General features: G+C 37.5%; 21 protein-coding genes. 4 read left to right on the top strand and 17 right to left on the bottom strand.

The window, feature by feature from the left end; genetic code table 11:
* Positions 1–13 precede the first annotated feature (13 nt).
* Together ACKTSC_RS06410 and ACKTSC_RS06405 are read right to left on the bottom strand one after the other, a co-directional pair.
* Positions 14–1,165, bottom strand: a complete 1,152-nt coding sequence (locus tag ACKTSC_RS06410) for a CapA family protein (protein ID WP_407857155.1) — start codon at positions 1,163–1,165, stop codon at positions 14–16.
* Between the two features lie 316 nt (positions 1,166–1,481).
* Complete coding sequence (locus tag ACKTSC_RS06405) at positions 1,482–2,405, bottom strand: LysR family transcriptional regulator (RefSeq protein ID WP_332581525.1); 924 nt, start codon at positions 2,403–2,405, stop codon at positions 1,482–1,484.
* A 116-nt stretch (positions 2,406–2,521) separates the two neighbouring features.
* On the opposite strand from ACKTSC_RS06405, the gene ACKTSC_RS06400 reads away from it, so the two are divergent.
* Positions 2,522–3,676: a cobalamin-independent methionine synthase II family protein gene (locus ACKTSC_RS06400; RefSeq protein ID WP_407855840.1), complete on the top strand. Its 1,155-nt coding sequence runs from the start codon at positions 2,522–2,524 to the stop codon at positions 3,674–3,676.
* A gap of 58 nt (positions 3,677–3,734) precedes the next feature.
* Here the strand turns inward: ACKTSC_RS06400 and ACKTSC_RS06395 are convergent, their stop codons facing one another.
* The 5 genes from ACKTSC_RS06395 to ACKTSC_RS06375 all read right to left on the bottom strand — a co-directional run bounded on the left by ACKTSC_RS06395 (position 3,735) and on the right by ACKTSC_RS06375 (position 8,883).
* Positions 3,735–4,160 (bottom strand): effector binding domain-containing protein, encoded by a 426-nt coding sequence (locus ACKTSC_RS06395; RefSeq protein WP_332581523.1) that lies wholly within the window; start codon positions 4,158–4,160, stop codon positions 3,735–3,737.
* A gap of 171 nt (positions 4,161–4,331) precedes the next feature.
* Entirely contained in the window at positions 4,332–5,426 is a 1,095-nt protein-coding gene (locus tag ACKTSC_RS06390) for a coiled-coil domain-containing protein (protein WP_407857154.1), read from the bottom strand.
* Positions 5,427–5,444: 18 nt separating this feature from the next.
* Positions 5,445–6,182 (bottom strand): hypothetical protein, encoded by a 738-nt coding sequence (locus tag ACKTSC_RS06385; protein WP_407857153.1) that lies wholly within the window; start codon positions 6,180–6,182, stop codon positions 5,445–5,447.
* 34 nt (positions 6,183–6,216) lie between these two features.
* A complete protein-coding gene (gene lepB / locus ACKTSC_RS06380; protein WP_407857152.1) occupies positions 6,217–6,726 on the bottom strand; it encodes a signal peptidase I in 510 nt (169 codons plus the stop codon).
* Between the two features lie 36 nt (positions 6,727–6,762).
* Positions 6,763–8,883, bottom strand: coding sequence for a glucosaminidase domain-containing protein (locus ACKTSC_RS06375; protein WP_407857151.1), 2,121 nt, complete (start codon positions 8,881–8,883; stop codon positions 6,763–6,765).
* Between the two features lie 510 nt (positions 8,884–9,393).
* Here ACKTSC_RS06375 and ACKTSC_RS06370 point away from each other — a divergent pair.
* The 3 genes from ACKTSC_RS06370 to ACKTSC_RS06360 are packed head-to-tail and all read left to right on the top strand — an operon-like array spanning position 9,394 to position 13,323.
* On the top strand, positions 9,394–9,822 hold the full coding sequence (locus ACKTSC_RS06370; RefSeq protein ID WP_332581518.1) for a MarR family winged helix-turn-helix transcriptional regulator: 429 nt from the start codon (positions 9,394–9,396) through the stop codon (positions 9,820–9,822).
* Positions 9,823–9,860: 38 nt separating this feature from the next.
* Positions 9,861–11,585 carry an ABC transporter ATP-binding protein gene (locus tag ACKTSC_RS06365; protein ID WP_407857150.1) on the top strand — a complete coding sequence of 575 codons (1,725 nt, stop codon included), beginning with the start codon at positions 9,861–9,863 and terminating at the stop codon, positions 11,583–11,585.
* Complete coding sequence (locus tag ACKTSC_RS06360; protein WP_407857149.1) at positions 11,566–13,323, top strand: ABC transporter ATP-binding protein; 1,758 nt, start codon at positions 11,566–11,568, stop codon at positions 13,321–13,323. Before ACKTSC_RS06365 ends, ACKTSC_RS06360 begins: the two co-directional genes overlap by 20 nt.
* Before the next feature lie 50 nt (positions 13,324–13,373).
* On the opposite strand, the gene alsE is transcribed toward ACKTSC_RS06360, so the two are convergent.
* The 10 genes from alsE to ACKTSC_RS06310 all read right to left on the bottom strand — a co-directional run bounded on the left by alsE (position 13,374) and on the right by ACKTSC_RS06310 (position 22,202).
* Positions 13,374–14,078 (bottom strand): D-allulose 6-phosphate 3-epimerase, encoded by a 705-nt coding sequence (alsE, locus tag ACKTSC_RS06355; RefSeq protein ID WP_407857148.1) that lies wholly within the window; start codon positions 14,076–14,078, stop codon positions 13,374–13,376.
* A gap of 16 nt (positions 14,079–14,094) precedes the next feature.
* On the bottom strand, positions 14,095–15,195 hold the full coding sequence (locus ACKTSC_RS06350; protein ID WP_407855831.1) for a PTS fructose transporter subunit IIC: 1,101 nt from the start codon (positions 15,193–15,195) through the stop codon (positions 14,095–14,097).
* Between the two features lie 18 nt (positions 15,196–15,213).
* On the bottom strand, positions 15,214–15,663 hold the full coding sequence (locus ACKTSC_RS06345) for a fructose PTS transporter subunit IIA (protein WP_332581262.1): 450 nt from the start codon (positions 15,661–15,663) through the stop codon (positions 15,214–15,216).
* A gap of 47 nt (positions 15,664–15,710) precedes the next feature.
* Positions 15,711–16,028: a PTS fructose transporter subunit IIB gene (locus ACKTSC_RS06340; protein WP_071857973.1), complete on the bottom strand. Its 318-nt coding sequence runs from the start codon at positions 16,026–16,028 to the stop codon at positions 15,711–15,713.
* An 87-nt stretch (positions 16,029–16,115) separates the two neighbouring features.
* Entirely contained in the window at positions 16,116–16,532 is a 417-nt protein-coding gene (locus tag ACKTSC_RS06335) for a PTS sugar transporter subunit IIA (protein WP_407857147.1), read from the bottom strand.
* Positions 16,519–18,006: a BglG family transcription antiterminator gene (locus ACKTSC_RS06330; protein ID WP_407857146.1), complete on the bottom strand. Its 1,488-nt coding sequence runs from the start codon at positions 18,004–18,006 to the stop codon at positions 16,519–16,521. The genes ACKTSC_RS06335 and ACKTSC_RS06330 overlap by 14 nt, the downstream gene beginning before the upstream one ends.
* Before the next feature lie 218 nt (positions 18,007–18,224).
* Positions 18,225–19,535 (bottom strand): TPM domain-containing protein, encoded by a 1,311-nt coding sequence (locus ACKTSC_RS06325; RefSeq protein WP_407857145.1) that lies wholly within the window; start codon positions 19,533–19,535, stop codon positions 18,225–18,227.
* A 15-nt stretch (positions 19,536–19,550) separates the two neighbouring features.
* Positions 19,551–20,123: a LemA family protein gene (locus ACKTSC_RS06320; RefSeq protein WP_407857144.1), complete on the bottom strand. Its 573-nt coding sequence runs from the start codon at positions 20,121–20,123 to the stop codon at positions 19,551–19,553.
* A 135-nt stretch (positions 20,124–20,258) separates the two neighbouring features.
* Positions 20,259–21,290: a C39 family peptidase gene (locus ACKTSC_RS06315; protein ID WP_407857143.1), complete on the bottom strand. Its 1,032-nt coding sequence runs from the start codon at positions 21,288–21,290 to the stop codon at positions 20,259–20,261.
* Positions 21,291–21,371: 81 nt separating this feature from the next.
* The gene (locus ACKTSC_RS06310) at positions 21,372–22,202 is read right to left on the bottom strand and encodes a LysR substrate-binding domain-containing protein (RefSeq protein ID WP_407857142.1); all 831 of its coding nucleotides are present in this window, start codon (positions 22,200–22,202) and stop codon (positions 21,372–21,374) included.
* Positions 22,203–22,237: the final 35 nt, after the last annotated feature.

Raw genomic sequence — 22,237 nt, 5'->3', positions numbered from 1 at the left:
TTAATAATCATCCTTAATACACGATAGGTACTTTGGTATTCATAATTTGTTTTGTTCGCCCTATGAAATAATCTCTTGATAAATCTTGCCCTTGGTTCAGATGGATCATGTGTTGCTCCCCAAGTTCATTAGTATAATCTTTTAAAGCATAGGTTTTATATGTTTGATAATTATCCCCAATGTAGGTAACTGTTGGCCAGAACTCAACTTGATCGAATGTCACAGCTTGGCTATTTTGATCATAATCAAGGGTCCAACGTCCCATCCCACCCAGCATTTGATCATTTTCGGCCTGAGAAGAAATAAAATTTCCCAGTGAATATATCACTAATGTTTGATTGCCAGATGTCCCTGTTAAATAATCCATTGGTTGGATCACATGAGGATGGCCGCCGACAATTACATCTACCCCACAATCACTTAGCAGCTGTGCGATCCGTAGTTGTTCTTCATTCGGTACGAACTGGTACTCCTCACCCCAATGCATGCTGACAATTTGGATATCACTATTTTGGTTCAATACATCCATATCCTTTTTGATTTGATCTTCATCGATCAGGTTTACTAAATAGTCTTTTCCTTCCGGCAAAGTCAGACCATTTAATCCATACGTATATGTCGTCAATCCGACTTTAACCGCATCGATTTCTTTCACTTTAAATCGTGGTGCATCTGCCGATTTTTGTGAACCCGTCACAGCAATATTGGGATATTTTTCAAGATAATCTAATTGTTTGATAATACCTTCTTCACCACGGTCAAAACTGTGATTACTAGCTGCTGATAACCAATTAAAACCAGCTTGATGTAACGAATCCAATACTTGAGTTGGTCCATTAAACGAAGGATAACCTGACAAACCTAATTCTTCCCCCGCACAAAGTGTTTCTAAATTGATATAGGAAATATCACGATCTTGATCTAGATAACGCGTCGGCTCATAGAGCTCATCAAAACGATAGCTACCATCTGCTTGCCTCAAGTGATCATAGATATAATCATGAATCAAATTATCGCCAACAGCTGAAAATTTGATTTTTACGTGTGTATTTTTTTGACTTTCCGTCGAAGTCGTCGGTTTTTCTTCACTGCTTATTGTTCCTTTACCCCCACAGCCGGTCAGTAAAAAAAGCCCGATCAAACCAATACCTATTAACTTTTTCAATTTTTTTCTCCTTAAATGATCATTATGCTTTTACTCCATCCTTAAAACTAGTGTTACATGTTCTAAAAAAGATTGCAAGAGTTATTGAAAACGTTCACGAAAAAATGACCTGGTAATTGCTTGCTATGATCATTTTTTGATGCTTAAAGAACATGACGTCTACTGAGAAGTGTTCGATGAAAAGAGTTATTTACTTTGCTCAGGCCATCGTTTTAACCTGGCTGCTAAAGAAAAAAGGATTTCTTGACTTTATTGATTAAACTTATTAAAAAACTCTAGAAATATACTTTAGAAAAAGTAGCTACGTTTCGTCGTTCTATTCAAAAATCTCAAATCCGTAATTTCGGATATGTTGTTTTAATAATTCAATATATTCTTGTCCCACCGGACTTAAGGCAATTTTTTTCTGCTTCAAATAACCTAATGTCATCCGATCATCGACTGCTAGTGGAATCGCTACGATTTTTTCATCGTTTAATTCACTACTGATGATTCCTGAACTGATCGTATACCCGTCTAGTCCCACCATTAAATTAAAGATCGTGGCGCGGTCACTGATTTTGATCTGTTTTTTATGATGCATCGTACTCAATATCTCTTCTGAAAAATAAAAAGAATTCGTATCCCCCTGTTCATAAGACAAATAAGTATAATCAGTTAAATCCTCCAAAGTAATTTTTTTCTTCTGAGTCAATGGATTATTTCGCCCTACAAAGACATGCGGCTGGGCTTCAAAAAGCGGAATAAATTCTAATTCCTTTTCATTGATCAAGCGTTTCAGAACCATTTCGTTGAACGAATTCAAATAAATGATCCCGACTTCACTCTTGAAAGTTTGGACATCATTCAACGCATTTTCAGTGATAGTCTCCCGCAAAGTAAAATCATACTCTTCTCCACCGACTTTTTTTACTAACTCTACGAAGGCATGAACAACAAAGGCATAATGTTGGGCGGAAACACTAAAAATCTGTTTGCGAATCGTTGTGTTTTTGAACTTCGCATTCAATAGATTTACTTGATCTAAAATCCCCCGAGTATAGTTGATAAATTCTCGCCCTTCATTCGTCAAGGTCATCCCGGTTTTACTGCGATAAAAAAGTTGGATCTGATATTCTGTTTCTAATTCTTTGATTGCTTGTGTCAAACTAGGCTGTGAAATAAATAATTGTTTAGCTGCTTCATTCATTGAACCAGTCTCAGCAATTTTTTCTAAATACTGCAATTGTTGGATGCGCAAGAAAGTCCCTCCTATTAATAGGTAATACCTATAGTTAATTAAAGATAATACGTATTATTTATTATACTCAATTTTTGATACGATAAGTGCACAAAATTGGTAGGGGGAATTCTTCAATGACAAAATCAAAATTTCAGTTAGTCGGTTCACTATTACGTCCACAAAATTTATTGGATTATAAAGATCAAATCCAAGATCGTGATGATATCACTTATCCTTTCTACAAGGACTTTGAAGGGTATCAAGAAGTTGAAACGAAAGCCATCGCACAAATCATCCAAGATCAAATCGATCATAAAATCGATGTGCTGACAGATGGCGAGTTTTCAAAATCAATGTGGCATCTGGATTTTATTTGGGGACTTGCAGGAATCGAGCGTTTTATCGCAGACCACGGTTACAGTTTCAAAGATTTTGATGGCGATCATTTTGAAACCCGCAAAGATATCGGTATTCGGATCGTTGCTCCTTTATCCGGTAAAAAACATCATTTCATCGATATTTTTAAAGAAGTTAAAGCACAAGACCAAGGCAATGATGTTAAAACAACTGTTTGGAGTGTTGCTCATGCCTTTACAGAACTTTCTGTCTTCAACGGGTTATATGGAGAAGATCAAGTCTACAAAACAAAAGAAGAATTAAAAGCGGGTTTGATCAACGCGTATAAAGAATTCTTGACTGAATACAAAGCTGCTGGCGGCGAAATCGTGCAATTTGATGATTGTTTGTGGGAACTATTTGATTCAAGCAATAAAGACAGCTTTTTCGCTGAAGGAAATGTTGACCTTGTTGGATTGGCACAAGAATTTGTGACAGTAAATAATGAAATCATCGACTTTGGTCATGAGATTGGATTGAAAATTTGGACCCATAATTGTCGTGGAAATTACGAATCACGCCATGCCTCTGGTGGAACCTATCAAGCAATCGCTGAAAAATTCTTAGGCGAACAACACTATGATCGCTTCTTCTTAGAATGGGATGATGAACGTGCCGGTGAATTATCCGCTTTGAATGTTTTAGCGGAAAAAGATCAAGTAGAAGTAGTGTTGGGATTATTATCAAGTAAAACCAATACATTAGATGATGCTGACCGAGTCTTACATTACTTAGAAAAGGCTAGCACGATCATTCCAAAAGAACGCCTTTTCTTATCTCACCAATGCGGTTTTGCTTCTTGCGATAGCGGAAATAATCTAACCGTGGATGAACAATGGAAAAAAATTGATCAAGGGCAAGAAATTGCCGCAGAGTTCTTTGGCAACAACTAAAACAATCTTATTATTTAAAAAGCTGTCAATCCGATCGGATTGGCAGCTTTTTTTTAATCTATTTTTTTTGCACTGGCAGATAGAGCGTAAGTTTTCCAACTGCGGTATATTCTTCTAAATTATAATTACCCAACAACTTGACGGTCTCATCTTGCATCAACTCACCGTAGCAGTTGCTGATTTCCTGATCTAATTCTACTTGATCCTGATAATCCAAATCAAAATATGCATACGTTCCAGCCGGCAATAAAATTTCTGAAGGACGGGTTTTATTCAAATCTTTATTTCCGATCAAATAACATTGGTCCCCATCGATCAATGCATTCACAACAAACAAATCTTCTTCTATTTTTGAGGCGTATTCCTCTTTTGCCCGCATTTTTTGCTGACTGATCCCTATCAGTCCCTCAGCAGAGTCTGATGTATCCAAAGTAGTGATCCAGCCGTGAATCACCATTGATTCTCGTTCAATCGTCTTTACCATAACGAACACCTTCTTCCTGATATTCTTGATCCAAAGAAAACGAGTAGCTTATTTCCATATAACTACTATAAGCGCCTCATAGATACAGCACAATAAAAACGCTTGCAAAAAAGCGCTCATCTATTTAGACAAAATAAAAAAGCATCCAAATATTTTGGATGCTCTGTCCACTTACAAACTGTCATTAGCAGAACTATCTGTCGAAAATACAGTCGTTGCCATTTTTGTTTTTGAAAGCATTTCAGTTCGCGTCTGCATTTCTTCAAATAATGACAAGATCGAACTGCGAGACTCATTAACTTCTTCAGAAATTTCTTTTGCTTGTTCATTGATTAAGACCAACTCTTTTTTTGCGTCTTCGATGATTCGATACGCATCAACCTTTGATTTTTCAATCATTCGATTGGCTTGTTTTCTCGCTGAAATCAATACTTCACCGATCTCTTGCTGATTTTCGATAGCTTCTTGTTTCAGTTGCTCATTTTCCGCCAATAGTGTCGAAACTTGTTGGTTCAATTCTTGTAAGATTTGTTTTTGTGATTCATTAGCTTCCTGTTTTTCAGCCATTTTATCGATTGCTTGATCTTTTTCTACGATTTCTTTATCTAACTGTGTATATTGTTCATCTTTTTCATTTAGCTCTTCCAATAACTCTGCGATTTGACGTTCTAATTGACGAACTTTTTCTAAGCGCTGGATTTCTTCAGCTTTTTGCTGGGCTACTAGTGCTTGATGTTGTTCATGGATCGCTTCTAATTCTTCTTCTACGGTAGCTAAATGTGCAACAGAATCTTTCAAATTTTTATTTTCCTCTTCTACTAGTTTTAGCTGTTGGCGTAATTGATTCAACTCTTGTGCTTCTCTTAGTTTGTCAATCTCTTCGCGGCTACGTTGAACCTCATTTTCCAACTCTTGGATCTTGCGCCGTTGCTCTGCCTTCTCATCACCGATTTGTAAAACAGACTGACGATAGTTTTCATTTTCTTTGGTTAAACGGTCTTGTTTTTCTTCCATTTCTTTTTTGTATTTTTGCAATGTCTGTTCTTTTTCAAAGATCAGACGTTTCAATTCCTTGACCTCTTCCGGCAGCGGCTCTGTTGTGGAAAAATTGGATAAATCTCCAACCGTATTATCAGAGACCATTTTTAATGTTGGTGCTGACTTTAGGTTTATATCGCCACCTACTTTCTCTTCTGGAATAGAATTGATTTCATCGATAATGTTTTTATTAAAAAACCAGCCATTCTTTTTTTGTTGCGCGACCATTTCTTTCCCTTCTTTCTTTTATTCTTCTTGGACTATTAAAAATTGTTCGTCACTATTTTCACGTGAAAATAAACAACGATACTTTTGACTTTGCTTCTTGCCATCACTTACGTTTAACTGAAAAGTGATTTGCGTTAATTGCGCAATCGCTTCTGCTTCTTTCGCGAACGCTGAAAGATTTGATTTGATCTGCCGTTCATTTTCAGCGTTGACCCATTCACCAGCTAATGCAATATTCAATGTTTGTGTTGGAATATCTAGTACGATCAACGTAGTTGGTAAGCCAAAATACGCACTCAATGAATTAGAAATTTCGTGTTCTGTAGTGTACTGCTGCCGATTATCGGCAGCAAATAAGCCGTTCCAATCATATTTAGCCAATCCGACACCTGATTCTGGATAGTTTTTGATTGGAAACTTATAGCTGATTTTTTGTTGCTCTTTTTTTACCAATGATAAATTTTTTTGTGTGCTTTTTATCTGCTTTGTTAGATCATTCAATTGAACTTGCAGCTGAAATAAATTATACGTAGCAACTATCATTCCCAAAGCTAAACAAATACTAATCAGTAATAATGCTGAAACATGTCTTTTTTGTTGTTTGTGTTTGACATAATCTAATTTTCGCTGAAAAGTAGGTGAAGATACTGCAGCTGCTGAAATTTTTTTCAATTTGATCAAGACTAGTATTCGATAGGCTCCGATAAAAAGAACGAAACAAATCAAGGCTACACTGATAACGTTTGTAAGTGTCAACTATTTTTCGCTCCTTTACTATGAATGGAAGATTTTAAAATTTAGCGAAATTGGCCTGAACTTTCCCTTTGATAGCTTTCTTCTGGACGAAGCCAAACGTTCGACTATCTTTAGAGACAGCTAAATGATCTCCGACTACAAAATAAACATCTTCAGGAATTTGATTCAGTGGTTGAAATTCTGCAGCAATCGTTGGCGTTAATTGAAATTCGCTGACCGTTTCAAAATCAGCCGGTTCTCCCAAGTTCAATATCAAACGATTATTTTGGATAATCAACGCATCACCAGGCAATCCGATCACCCGTTTAACAAAAAGTCCTTTTTCCTTAGCCAACGAAAAAGCGATCATATCGTAACGTTTAACCTGCACACATTTTTTAATCAAAACTTTTTCGCCATCCATTAAGGTAGGAATCATCGATTCACCTGAAATCGAATGGATGCTATACTGCTTATTCATTTGCCTACTTATAAACAACGTGATTATGAATACGACTAACATGAATAGGATCACGAGTAAATAACTAGCTTTTTTTTGATTCATCTTTTTGCTCGTGACAGCCATTTCTAAGAAACTCCTTTATTTCGCTTTGATATACGTAACTAAATGCGAGCGAGCTAAATCAGAAGCGATTACTCGATAAGAAATTATCGTACCGCCATACACATTGCCTTCTGAGATTAAGATTCCTTCTGGCCGAACGGCTTCAACAAAGGCTACATGCCCATAACGCGGGTCAGAACCAGCCGTACCAGGATTAAATGAAATCAACCAACCGGCTTGCGGTTCTTGGCTCGTTTGATAACCTAAAAGTTTTCCTTTAACTCCCCACTCGCCACCATTTCCCATATAGTCATCCACACTTTTGCCTAATTGTTTGACTCGATTGTAGGCATACCATGTGCATTGTCCGATAGGATATGACCCTGAGGAATTGTAATTGATACCGTTATAATCTGGGTAGCGCATCAATGTCCGATATTCTGATGGAATCTCTGCTTTCCCTTTAATAAAAACACCTGACGATTGTGTTTCTTTTGGTCGATCATATTGAGTCAAATGATACAATGCAATGATTGAACTCAATTTTTTCCCGTAAGAACTGTCAGTTGCATAACTTCCTGTTAATGCCTGCGTAGCTTTCAAATAATTTTTAGCTACTGAACGCCAAGTATTTTCATAATAATTAGCATTGCCGCTGATTCCGCCCCGTAGAAGTTCAACATAATCCCCTAATGAAGCCACATAATTAGGATAACGACGGAAAGCTGACTGGATTGAATAGAGTTCGCCATTTCCGCGATCTTCTTGTGTAGACATTGAGACTGATTGCCCTTGATAAGTGCCTTTTATCCCAAACAAATTATAATTTGGTGCTAAAGATAAGCTACTTGTTCCAGAACCACTTTCTAATAAAGCTTGAGCAATCATTACCGAAGCAAACACGTCATATTCTTGACCTAATTTTTGAGCATCCATTGCGATCGTAGCAATAAATTTTTTAGCTGCCTCATTTTCTGTAAAGTTGATCGATGCTGGATATTCCGCTAATAGTTGTTTGCCATAATCTGTCAATTCACTGGTCGGGATAGGCTGAGCTAGATAATCACTACCTGATTCAAGCGATTCAAGCGATTCAACTGATAATTGCTGTTGGCTGCTCAAAGCTCCCGTATCATCTTCGACCTCACTTTCTATCAGTGTTAGATAATAATTTTGACCTAGATAAATCCCTTGCAAAAGCACGTCGTTTTTTTCTTGTTTGTACAATAAACTACCGCTCGGTATTTCTTCAGCTTTTTCAGCCTGCTCAATGATTTCAATAGCAAACAGATCACGATACAACTGTGTAATTAACTGCTCGATCGTCATGTCTTTTGATTGTTCAACCCCTAACTGCTGGATAGCTGCATAAATAAGTGCAGCTTGATTTTTATTGCTAAAACTTGAAAGTAGCGGTAACTCATACCCCTTTAAATCAGATGGTGCTACTTCGCTGATTTTTAATTCCTCGGATAGTTTCAATGTGCTCGTAGTACCAAAAGCCGTAGGAGCTTCTTGTCGTAGAACTTCGGTTGCTTGAACTGTTGGCGCTGGATAAGCTGGAACGTTTGAGTTCGCTCCTGTTGGTGGATTTATACTGGGTAGTTCTGGCTCTTTTTCTCGGGATGATTCCTGATTCATACTAGGTGCGGTACTTGGTGTAGTGATCACTGAACTATTTGTTGTACTGGTGTTTGGTCTATTTTCACTACTAGAACTAGTGCTACTTTCAGTTACTCCAGGATTCATAGAAGTAGTGGTCGTTTCAGAAGAATTGCTACTTTGGCTACTAGAACTCGTTGGTAACTCATTAGACGAAGATGAAACTGTAGATTCTTGGCTTACATCTGATGTACTACTTTCTGGTAATAGGTCAGATTCACTCGTCATGCCAGAATCTTCGATTTCAGCAGACTCCGTTGGATTGCTAGGTTCTGCTAAAGACTCATTTGGGTTATCATTTTCTTCCATCCAAACAATCGTTTCAGATGGAAAGACTGTGGAGGAATCAGTCAAGCTACTTTCTGATGAAACTGTTACTTCTCCAACTGGATCGTTGGTTTGCTCCCCAGCTTTTAAGACCGCTTCGTTAGACAAAGTCGCGATAAGCCAGCAACAACTTGCAAATCCACATATCCCTATAAAAATTTTTTTCATCGCTACTCCTCTCACTATTCTTATAAACTAGATAAAAACGATTGCCTAAAAGATCAGCTCTATCATTCAACTATAATTTTTACGTTATTTTATACTTGTGTCTTGTTTCAATAATTATTCATAAAAATAAACCAAGTATAAAAATCACTTTCTCCCTCAGATAAACTGCGCCCATTAATATATTTCATTCTACCTACATTTAAAGCCAAAGTCCCAGCCATTTTTGAAAGATTAAATTTACTTTTTGGATATACATAACTATTAGAAATCAAAAAAATTACTCAATTAATTGTTCTGACTACAAATAGCTATCATTCAGTTCAACCGTCATTTAAATTACCAAATTTATTCTTTTTTTGTTTTTTTTATTTGCCTTTTGAAATAAAAAAATAAATACCTCATCAGCAGTCTCACGACTAATAGTTGCACCCGCAACTTTTTTCTTCTATACTATACTGTGCTTGTTTTTATAAACCGGACAAAATTGTTTATTTAGAAAGGAATGATCCTATGGATTCTTTAACTAAAATGGTCAATCGGATCGCTAGACTCTCTGCATTGTATCGTGAACAAGAATTTAAAAAGCTCGGCTTAGGTGAAATGCATCACGCCTACATCTTAGGTGTATGTAATCAACCTGGAATTTCACAAGAAGAATTAGCTTGTAAGATTTTCATCAACAAAAGCAATGTTGCTCGTCAACTTGCACAACTTGAGCAAAAAGGCTTTGTTACTCGAAAAAACGATGAGAAAGATGCTCGCAAATTGCAAGTGTTCCCTACAGAAAAATCACGAGCGATCGAAGCTGATGTTCGTAAGATATTAACTAATTGGAATGCTCAATTATTAGCTGATATCCCATTGGAAAGACAAGAACAGCTTTCGATTGAGTTGCATCAAATCATGGAACGAGCAGAAGCTATTATGTGTCCTAAATAACCAGTATTTTAAAAAATATATTTCATTAAGGAGCTACTATGAAACTAATCATTCATTATCTGAAGCCGTATCGCTCACGCGTTTCAATCGGCGTTTTGATAAAATTTCTTGGAACAATGATGGAATTGGTCTTGCCTTGGACATTGGCCTTTATCTTAGATCATGTCATTCCAGAAAAAGATCCTCATAAGATTCTTTTATGGGGTGGCGTCATGTTAGCTGCATCAGCTTTTGCTTTGTGGGCAAATGTGATCGCCAATCGAATGGTCTCGCGAATCGCTAAAGATACCACGAAAAATATTCGCGATGACCTTTTCCATAAAATTTCTTATTTAGATACCACCCAAATCGAAGAAGTCAGCGTATCTTCACTCGTCTCACGAGTAACTACTGATAGCTATAATATCCACCTAACTTTAGGTGTAATGATGCGAATGGGGATTCGTGCACCGATTTTACTTGTCGGTGGTATCTTGATCACTACTACTTTAGATCCCGTTTTGACTTTGGTATTGGTAGCTGTGATGCCAATTATTTTTGTGATGGTCACACATATTTCTAAAAAAGGTGTTCCACTTTTTGGGAAATTACAAAAGCAAGTCGATCAACTCGTCTTGACTGTACGAGAAAATGTGACCGGCGCACGAGTGATCAAAGCTCTCTCAAAAGAATCTTTTGAGCGCAAACGTTTCGAAACCGTCAATCAATCACTCGTGAACGCAGAAACCACTGCGAATGTGACACTCGCGGCTTCACCTGCTTTACTGGATCTATTTTTAAATCTTGGATTGACACTAGTCATCTTAGTCAGTGCCTATCGAGTGAATGCTGGACTGACGCAACCTGGAGTGATCGTTGCATTTCTAACTTATTTCACGATCATCTTGAATGCGATGCTGTCGATCACACGAATCTTTGTTTTGTATTCTCGCGGAATTGCTTCTGCAAATCGGATCGATGAAGTCTTACGAAAAAAACCTGCTGTCGTTCCTGGTACATTGACGCAACGGACAAATAACGCAACAAAACTAGTCTTTGAAGATGTGACTTTTGCCTATCCAGACGGCGGACCGGCGATCGAAAACATTAGTTTTAGTATTGCCAGTGGCGAAACGTTGGGGATCATGGGGGCAACCGGAAGCGGAAAAACAACGATTGCTAGTTTGATTCTGCGTTTATATGATCGAAGTTCTGGTCAAATCTTGTTTGATGGCCAAGAAATCAAACATTACACATTGGATGCCTTGCATCAGAATATCGGTGCTGTCTTACAAAAAGATGTCCTCTTCGCAGATACGATTCGCGAAAATATTTTGTTTGGGCGTTCTTTTTCAGAAGAACAACTGCAACAAGCGATCGATAATGCTCAAGCACGTGAATTTATCGATAAATTACCTGATGGGCTAGATCATCATTTAGAAGCTAAAGGACAAAATCTGAGTGGTGGTCAAAAACAACGTGTCCTTTTAGCTCGCGCTTTGATTGGGCAACCGGATGTCTTGATTCTAGATGATTCTTCCAGTGCACTGGATTACCATACAGATGCTAATTTACGCAAAGCACTTCGAACGCACTTTACTTCAACTACTAAAATACTGATTGCCCAAAGAATCAGCTCGATTCAACATGCCGATAAAATTTTATTGTTGGAAAAAGGAAAGATGATTGGTTATGGTACTCACGAGGAATTACTCGCGACAAATACCACTTACCAAGAAATCTATCAAGGTCAGACAGGAGGAAATGTACTTGAAGAAGAATAATATAAAAAAAGGAACACTCCTTCGTTTGTGGGGCTATTTATATCAATTCAAATGGCTATTATTTTTAGCAGTGATTTTAACGATCGCCAGTAATTTATTTGCCTTAGTCGGTCCACTACTTTCTGGTTATGCGATCGATGCGATCCAAATCGGTAAAGGCCATGTCCACTTTCAAAAAGTTTTTTACTATTGTTTACTGATGGTTTTCTTTTATGTCGCTTCAGCGATATTAAGTTATGGAATCAGTCGCTTGATGATCTATCTAAGTCAAAAAACAGCGTATCGGTTAAGAAAGGATTTATTTGATAAAATCGTCTCACTTCCAGTCGGTTATTTTGACCAACATCAAACAGGCGATATCGTTAGTCGAATGAGTTATGATATTGATACGATCAATACTTCTTTGGCTAGTGATTCGGTTCAAGTATTAAGTAGTTTAGTGACCATTATTGGATCATTTGTGATGATGCTGATCATCTCTCCATTGATGGTAACTATTTTCTTAATTACTGTCCCCGCCTCGATCTTACTTACCCGTTTTTTAACAAATAAATTCCAACCTCTGTTTCGCAAACGTTCCGCTGAACTGGGTGAGTTAAACGGGATGGCCGAAGAACTTTTATCTGGTGAACAAACAACTAAAGTGTATCACCAAGAAAAAACGATGATTGCTCGTTTTGGTAAAAAGAATGATGAGGCAATGTCTGCCTATTATAATGCGGAGTATTACGGCAGTATGACCGGTCCTTCTGTCAATTTTATCAACAATGTATCCTTATCATTGATCAGTATTTTAGGAGCTTTCTTATTTCTATTTGGCCATCTGACTTTAGGAAAACTTTCTTCGTTTGTGCTTTACTCGCGTAAATTTTCTGGACCAATCAATGAATTAGCAAATATTTTCAGTGATCTTCAATCATCGATTGCAGCTGCTGAACGAATTTTTAAATTATTAGACGAAGAACCCGAAGTTCAAGATGTTAAACAAGCTTATGTATTTAAAACAGCTCAAGGAAATGTTCGTTTTGATCATGTCAATTTTGGTTATCAAGCAAATCAACCGGTGATCAAAGACTTATCATTTGAGATTTCTGCTGGCAATGTCGTTGCTATCGTCGGCCCAACTGGTGCTGGAAAAACAACGATCGTAAATTTATTGATGCGCTTTTATGATCCTGATAATGGAGCGATTTATTTAGATGGTCACAATATCAAGGAAGCCACTAGAAATAGTTTGCGTAAGCAATATGCGATGGTTTTACAAGATACTTGGTTGTTTACCGGAACGATTTTTGAAAACTTGACTTACGGCAATGAACAAGCGACTTTAGAAGATGTGATCCGTGCAACCAAAGCAGCTCATATACATGAATTTATTACGCAGCTGCCAAAAGGGTACGATACCATGATGAGTGAAGATGGTTTGGCGATTTCCCAAGGACAGAAACAATTATTGACGATTGCTCGCGCAATGATCTTGAATGCAGATTTATTGATTCTGGATGAAGCGACATCGAACGTAGATACACAAACTGAATTGCAGATCCAAGAAGCGATGGGACAATTGATGCTCAATAAAACGTCATTCATCATTGCTCACCGCTTATCAACGATTCGTGAAGCAGATTTGATTTTAGTCGTAGATGACGGCAACATCGTCGAACAAGGAACTCACGACGAACTACTAGCTTTAGAAGGTCGTTATTATCAATTGCATCAAGCTCAATTCGAGAATTAAAGAAAAAGAAGCTTGGAGAAAGTAGCGTCTACTTTTTCCAAGCTTCTTTTTTAGTTCACTTTTTCATAAGAAATTTTCTTGCCTGTTATTTCTTCATAATCTGTTTCCATGATATCCCACGCTTTTGCGATGTCTTCATCTAATCCGAATAGTCCACTGCGACCAATGATATAAATATCTGGGCCCGCTGCATCGATGCGTTTGAAAGATTTTCGATTAGAAGAACCGTCCATCTCGATTACATAGTCATAGCCCTTTTCATCACGCAGTTCTCTTAAAGCAACGATTTTATCCAATGTGCTTTCAATAAAACGTTGACCAGCAAAACCTGGATCGATCGTCATAATTGTAATTTTGTCGACTAACTCGATGTATGGGAAAATCGCTTCGATCGGTGTTTCAGGATTGATCACAATACCTGCTTTTAATCCTGCATCGTGGATTTGATCAATCAATCGAAAGGCTAAGCCATCTAGTACTTCCGCATGCATACAGATCCATTCGCAATTTAAATCGATCAATTGTTGAACCCAAAAACTTGGATCTGTCACCATCAAATGAGCAGACATCGGTAGTGCGGTCACTTTTCGCAATTCTTCGATAAACCAAGGGGATAATGTAATATTCGGTACATAATGTCCATCCATAATATCAATATGATATGAGTCTACTTTGTCATTCAAGAAAGTGATTTGCTCCTTGAATTTATCTAAATCCATCGTCATCAACGAAGGTGAAAATTCTACTTTTCTCATTTATCGTCACACTTTCCTAAAAAATTTGAATATCTTCTAAATCAATATCTGCTTCTTCTTTTTCTACTTGAGACAACTCATCTTCAGCTGTAACATTTTTCTTGATCACTGCAAGAACAACTGCAGTTACTACAACGTTGACTAAGATGGCGATCACTCCAGCCCAAGGACGCGACATGGTCGGAATCATCAGGACCCCGCCAAATGGAACCGTAGCATCCGCTCCAAGGATCATCGTTGTTGCTCCACCGGCAAAACCACCGATAGCTGTAGCGACTACACCGCGAACGATGTCGTTCATTACTAATGGGATGACACCTTCAACGATATTAATCACACCCATCGGAACAGCTGACTTCAATGTTTCTACTTCTAATTTTGTATAAATATTTTTGCCAAATAATTTTGCGACAAAATACGCTAAACCAAAACCAATTGGAGTTGCCGTGTTAACTAATTGCAATGCAGTGATCGGTCCATTCACGCCTTCAGCTTGCATCGTCAATACAAAAGCGAATACCGTTTTGTTGATTGGACCGCCATAATCGACTCCACTCAATAGACCGATCACACCACCAAAGATCAATAATGATGAGTTACCTAAACCATCTAAAAAGTTAGTCAATAATGATGTTAATGCTGCGATCGGTGCTCCGATGATATAAACCATGATCAGACCACCAGCAAGTGATGCTAGAAACGGAATAACTAAAGTCGGCATCAAACCTTTTGCCCAATTTGGCAATTTGACATATTTTAAAATTGCTAAAACTAAATAACCTGCGATATAACCGCCTAAAATCCCGCCGATAAATCCTGCTCCGATAGCATTTGCTGTCAATCCAATAATAAAGCCAGGTGCGATCCCAGGTTTTCCACCAATTGAGAAAGAAATCCCTGTAGCAATAACGACTGGCAATAAACCTAAACCTTTTCCACCCATCGTGGCTAATGCGTCCCAGATAGAAAATTGCCCTTGAATCAAGGCGTCTTGACTTGTTCCGCCAAAGGCCATCCCGATCGCAATCAGGAATCCTGCCCCACAAACAATCGGAATCAAGTATGAGATAGCTGTCAATAAATGTTCTTTAAGCTTTAATTGTTTAATTGTTTTCATTTTTCTTCCTCCATTAACTTAAGCAAATGCTTCGACAACATCTTCTGGCTTTTTCGCCTGCAACAGATTACCAACTACTTCATCATTTCCAAGTTTTCTAGCAAACAGTGATAATAACTTCAAATGCTTTGTAGCACCTTCATTATCATTACCGACTGCAAATAAAATGATCCCCTTTACTCCTTTCCCATCCAGACTTTCCCACGGAATTTCTTCTTGATTGATTCCGATTGCTACACCTACTTTTTTGACATATGCACTCTTGCCATGAGGAATCGCGATATAATTACCGATTCCTGTCTGACCTTCTGCTTCCCGTTCATAGATATCTTTGATAAACCCATCTACTTCTGTGATATAACCACTTTCCAAGAGTTGATTAGCTAAATCATTTAATGCATCCGCTTTCGTTTTAGCATTCATATTCGTTTTGACGATGTCTACATCGACAATATCTTTTACTTCCATTTTAAGATCCTCCTTCTAGCGCAACCAGCTAACTGCTGCTTGACTGTTTATACCTTTTGAGCGACAACTTCTTGCGCTTTTTCGATTAATTTATTTGGTGATTTGACTGCTACTTCCGTTGGAACTTGAATGACTCTCTTGCCTTCAAAACGTTCTCGACCAGAAATTTTTACATCGATGGCTAAGATCACGATATCCGCTTGATCGATTTCAGCTTGTGTCAATTCATTTTCGATACCGATCGTTCCTTGTGTTTCAACTTTCATTTCGTGTCCAGCTTTTTTAGCTGCATTTTCTAATTTTTCTTGTGCAATGTATGTATGAGCGATCCCTACTGTACATGCTGCTACTCCAACGATTTTCATAATAAATTCCTCCTAATTAATTGATTACTTTTTAGTAAAGCGTTCACATTTTTATTGTTGTTAAAATCAGGAATACTTCCTGATTTCTTATAATAATTGATAAATATTTTTTTCTGATGGATTCGTAAGTAATTCTGCTAAAAAATCATCATCTGCTAAGCGGCGAGTGAATTGAGCAATTTTTTGTTTTGTTGCTTGTTCTTCCTCACTTTTTAATAAGATAGTGACGATCAATTGAATTTCTGGTGTTTCGTCATCAAGATCGATGGGTTCAACTAAACGAATGACTAAAACTTGGCTTTGTTTCACTTTAGTACTTTCTAGATGAGGTAAAATCACATGTTCAGCGATCATCGTATTGCCAACTGTTTCTCGCCGCTGCAATAAACCAATGATTTCTTCTACTGCATCAGAATTGGCAAATTCCGCGATAAATCGATGGATCTGTTCTTTCGTTGTCAGCTTTTGATCTAAGAAAATCGTGAAAAATTTATCGTTCATCATAAATCGCCTCGATTTTCTTTTGTAATCTGTTCTGATCATCTCTGGTGAACATTGCACTGACTAATAATGAAGGTACCGGGATCCTATCACTAACATTGATCGTGGTTAAGATCAAATCGATTCCTGGATATTTCTCTGTAAATCGTTGTGCATCTCTCGTTGCGATCACATCAACGATTTCTAGTTCTGGAAATTTTTTCTCGATTTTGACTCGTAGAAGTTCTGATGTCCCTACACCTGTCGTACACATGATCACCGTGCGAATCGGCAATTGATTGGTTTCAATGATCCGAGCAAAATACAATGTAATAAATCCATTTTCATCTTCATTGATTTCTGGGAGTGAAAATTCTTGGCTTATTTCTGCGGAAACTTCGGTAACGTAAGAAAAAATCATTTCGTACGTCATTTTGATTTGCTCCAACAAACTATTTTTTACATGGATACCATGCTCTAACCGATTGATCATTGGTTTGATATGATTACCTAAATCTAAGAAGATCGAATCCCCTTTGATTGGGATATGTAGCCGCTCACTCATTCCGTCTAAATACTTGTTCGTCAATTCAACTACGCGGGTAGAGAACTTCGTCACTTTACTCAAGGAGCCTTGCATTCTTGAAGAAGTCAGGTATTGGTAAAGATAATATACCTCTGCTTCTGGCAGACTATTGTGTAAATAATTCTCAACATTGGCAATTGCTGCCTTTGCCACTTGATATAATGCTTGATCTTGCTCTAAGCGTTCTTGCTCTTTGTCTGAGAGCGGGCTCAGTTCATTGTTAGATAGATGATGAACTTTCCGTAAACGGCTGATCAAAATATATAAGTGAGAAAAAATATTGATGTTGTAAGGATAGGGTATCGTCATCTCTAATTCTTTTTCGATCAATTTTATTTGATCTAAAATAAACAAAACATCGTAATGATTAAAATTAAGTTCTGCATTATGTTTTAGTTCATCGATTTCAATGATATTGTGCATTTGGATCAAATCAGCAATGGCACGTCGGATATTGGCTTCTTTTCCTAGAACAGCTAATGTCCGTTGTTTGCGCTCTAATTTTAAATCATAATGCTGCAAGTGCTCAACGATCAGTTGTTCATCGCTGAAAATCACTGATTCCCCAACATAATATTCTTCGAATAAACTGTAGACATTTTTAGCGTGCGGGGAAGATAGTAACAGTTCTTCCATCACGCGGTTTCTCCGCTCTTGCGGTGAATATTGACTTCGTTGACTCGGCTGAATAGTGGTCTGGCCGATATATTTTTCGTAGTTTAATTTGTAGCCTCGCCCCTTTTCTGACTGAACCAGTCCTTCACCATAGGTCTCATTGATTTTTTTGATTAAGCGGTAAATCGTTTTTTGTGATGTTGCTAAATGTTCCGCTAATTCTTCGGACGTTATATAGTCATGTCGTTTAGTTAGAAGTAGTAAGAGCCTTTGTTCACGATCTTTCTTTGCTCCCATGGCTATTGACCTCCCCTTCCTGTCTTTATCATAACTGCTAAAAAAGAAAACGCTTCACTCGTTTTTGTCCGTTGCAACGGACAATTTATCAAAGTCAGATATGTTTTCCCTATATTATAGCCAAATTAACTAAAAAAGAAGTCTAATTTAGCTGGACCGATTCATTTTTTTCAAAAAATAAAAAGAGTACATAATTTATGCACTCTTTTTATTCTATCTTACCAACCACCCGAAGCACCGCCGCCGCCCGAAGAGCCACCGCCAAAAGATCCCCATGAAGAGCCACCGCCAGAGCCGCCATTATTGTTAGACCAATTACTGGTATTATAATTTGAAGCTAAATAAGCAGTCGTCAAAATATCGCCATTCCCTGCATATAAGGTGTCCCCAATCAAGATTCGTCCCAGCATTTGTTTCTTAGCTGCGGGGTTTCGTAATAGATTCCCTTGTGCTACCGCATATTCAACGGAGCGTTTTGATTTTGCCAATAGAATCCCGCTCAATAAAATAAAATACAATTCGGTATTTTTGATTTTTTGACTCCAACGTTCATTGCTTTGACTATAAGCTGTGTCCGTTTGATAAAGTAAATATTTTTCTTTTAATAAGATACGTCCTCTAATTAAATTGATGATCATGACAATACTAGCTGCGATTATGAAACCAACGATGACGATACTGCCCCAATAAGTAGCCGTGAGCTCTGTTTGTTCACTCTTCACTTTTTTAATTTGAGAATCGACTAACGCTGTTTTGGTATTCATGATATTAAAGACATTGTTTACGACTGTTCCCACTGCTTGATCATAATTTCCATCTTTAAAATCATCGACCACGTTATCATCATTGATCAAATCATCGGCTTTGCCATCGGGGATCAAGCCTTCCAAGCCATAACCAACTTCTAAGCGAAATTCTTTGTCCGCTAGAGAAATCAAATACAAGACACCATTATTTTCATTCTTATTCCCGATCCCTAATTGATTAAAAATTGTATTCGCATAGGATTCAATATCTTCACCTCGAGGCAATTCAGACACAGTGACCACCTCTAATTGAGCACCATTTGTGCTAGCCGCCAATTGTTTGTTTAACTGGTAAATTTTTTGCTTAGTTTCAGAACTAAGCATTTTGGCATTATCAGAGACAAAGATATTATTTTTGTTCAAGGTTAATTGTCCTTCAGTCCCTTTGATTGCAACCTTATAATTATCAGCTTGTTGCGGGTATTCTTTTAATTTTGCTAGATTCTCATTCAAAGTAGTCGTGAATGATTGACTGACAGTGGCTTTTTTACCTGACAAAATCGCTTCTCGCTCTTGATCCAAATTTGCTAATTGTTTAGTATATGCCGCTTTTTGCTGCGGATACTCCTCATCAGCGATCAATTGAACCCACGAATAACTACTGATCAGTAAGACGATCAATAAAACAAAGCTAATCAAGCTGTTTCGTTTTTTGATTTTTTGATAATTACCAACAACCTCTTGCTCCAATGCTTCTCCTGAAGTATTTTGACCCTTCCTCATTTTATTCACCCATTCTTATTCAAAGCTAACGTCTGGCACGACCTTGGCACTATCGTCTGCTTTGAAATTTGCTTTTTTATCAAATCCTAACGCCTTTGCGACTAAATTTTTGGGGAAACGCACTAAACTTTGATTGTACGTATTGACCTCTTCAATGTAATTTTTTCTTTCAACAGAAATACGATTTTCTGTTCCCTCCAACTGTACCATCAATGTTTTTACATTTTCATTTGAAGCTAATGTAGGATAATCTTCTTGAATCACGTTGACCATCGTTCCTAAACTCTGTTCGATTTGATTATTCGCTTCATTCTTTTCTGATGGAGTTGAAGCACTATTATAGGCTTTACGTGCATCCGTGATTTCTTTGATAATTTTTTCTTCATGATTCATGCTGCCTTGGACGCTGTTGACTAGATTTGGAATCAAATCCGCCCGTCTTTGCATAACATTCTCTACTTGAGACCACTTTGCTTCAACATTATTTTCTTCAGCAGCCAATGAATTATATGTAGTAACACCATATACCCCAATCGCTAAAAGAACGACAACGATCCCGACAATAACACCCGATCCTGTTTTTTTCATTTTCCCCACTCCTTATTATATGTGTGCCTTAAGTATAGCACTTGCTAAAAACCTCACCTCAGACTTTCGGCTGATTTTTAAGAAACTGCATTGACAAAATAAAAAACCTTCATCCGATTAGATGAAGGTTGCAGATCAACGAATTACAACTGCATATTTTTTTAGATTGTAGCTTGTTTCAAATTTACTGGCAGAAACCCAGTATTTACCTGCATTAGGATCTGAAACATGGTACGTATTATTATTTGAATTATACCCATCTAGCGTCATGACATGTGCATTATTGATACCCGTTCCCCAGAAATATGATCCATATTGAGGATTCGCAAAATTCAAGGTAACATAAACCACTATTGGGTTTCCATTATTTAGTTCTTGTTTTAATGTAGCTGTAGAACTCCCAGAGATATTAACCGCTTTACCATATTTATTGCCCCAGTTAGCTAGCGGAGCTGGAAAAATAGATTGATAAACATTATTCATCACTATATCCGGACGACCAGCAAAACCATTATTAGGATTATTATCTGCTGCTAATGGCATTTCCTTGATAAAAGATTTTAAATTATAGTTTTTTGCATAGCCTTTCAACTGTAAAGCCTGTAATAATGAAGCTGCTTCGCATCCCATTGGCATGCCAGCAGAGTTTTGATTGATATAAGGAGCATTCAATAAAACATAATTAGCAGAACTGTCTTGAATCGCATTCCAAGCAACTCCTTCATAGCGCCACCCAGCTTTTTTTAAATCATCTCGCTCATAGGCATACAGAGTATAGTGATGAGTCCCAGTACGTGAATTGGGATTATACAATCGATAAAGAGGAGCTCCACTACTTGGAGAATACCAAGAAACCCCCTCATAACGCCAGCCAGCTTTTTTTAAATTATCACGCTCATTTGCATTTAATGTGTAATGATGATCTCCTACATTTGGATTGTATAAACGATAGACAGGATTACCAGTTGAAGGGGCATTCCAACCAATTCCTTCATAACGCCACCCAGCTTTTTTTAAATTATCTCGTTCATAGGTGTTCGCCGTATAAAAATGCTCCCCGCTGTTCGGGTTATACATTCGTGACATCGCAATTCCCGAAGCCTTTGCTGAGACGGGTAACAAAAATAAACCGACAATCAATCCTAGTAATAAACTAACCTTTTTCAATCTAATATCCTCCCTATTCTCGCTCGAAGAAGCTAGCTACTTTTAATCAATATAATAAGTATACCATCTCTATGCTCTTAATCAGAATGGTTCATCCCACTTAGTGACAAATTCAGCACAACGTTCGATTTCTTCGACTGATTTTGTTTTTCGTTTGATTAGATAAAATTTTCGTTTAAAGCTATCGTCTAATTTTTGATAAGCGATTCCGGCAGCCGCACGTTCTGAAATCACGGAACAGCCAAATCCTTGTTTCAGCAACCCAACGATGACTTCATTATTCTGGATTTCGATTGTGGGTTGCTTGATATCTTTTTCATCTAAAAAACGTTTCGTATAATAATACACACCGGAGCTATTTTCGCGAACCAACCATGGACCAGCTAGTACATCACCAGCCAATACGAGTTGATCTTCCATCAATGGGTAGCGGGTGATTTGATTACTAGAAAGAGGTTTTTCGATAAATCCTAAATCAATCGTATGTTGTTCTAGAGCTTGCAAGACTTCCATCGAGTTCATCATTTTGATTTTAAAATGCATCTGAGGAAATGCTTGATATAACTCGATCATTAATTTAGGCAGAACATAATTAGCAAATGTATGAGAGGCTCCGATCACACAATGTATCACTTGATTTTGATCCGTTTGAACCGCTTGCTGTATTTTCTCCCAATCATCGATCAAATCACTGACTCTCTCATACAAGAGTTCAGCTTGCGCAGTAACGATGATTTCCTTACGACCATTACGGATAAACAATTGTGTACGCAACTCATTTTCCAGTTGTTTAATTTGCGCTGAAACGGTTGGTTGTGAAATAAATAAAATTTCCGAAGCTTTAGAAAAGTTCTTGGTTTCGTAAACGACTTTGAATGTTTCTAACCATTTAAATATTGCAATCACTTCCATCAGTTTTTTCTATTTAAACTATTATATCAATAAAT

It is taken from the genome of Enterococcus hailinensis (assembly GCF_045862035.1).
Taxonomy (GTDB): domain Bacteria; phylum Bacillota; class Bacilli; order Lactobacillales; family Enterococcaceae; genus Enterococcus_A; species Enterococcus_A hailinensis.
This window is presented reverse-complemented; position numbering and strand designations above follow the sequence as displayed.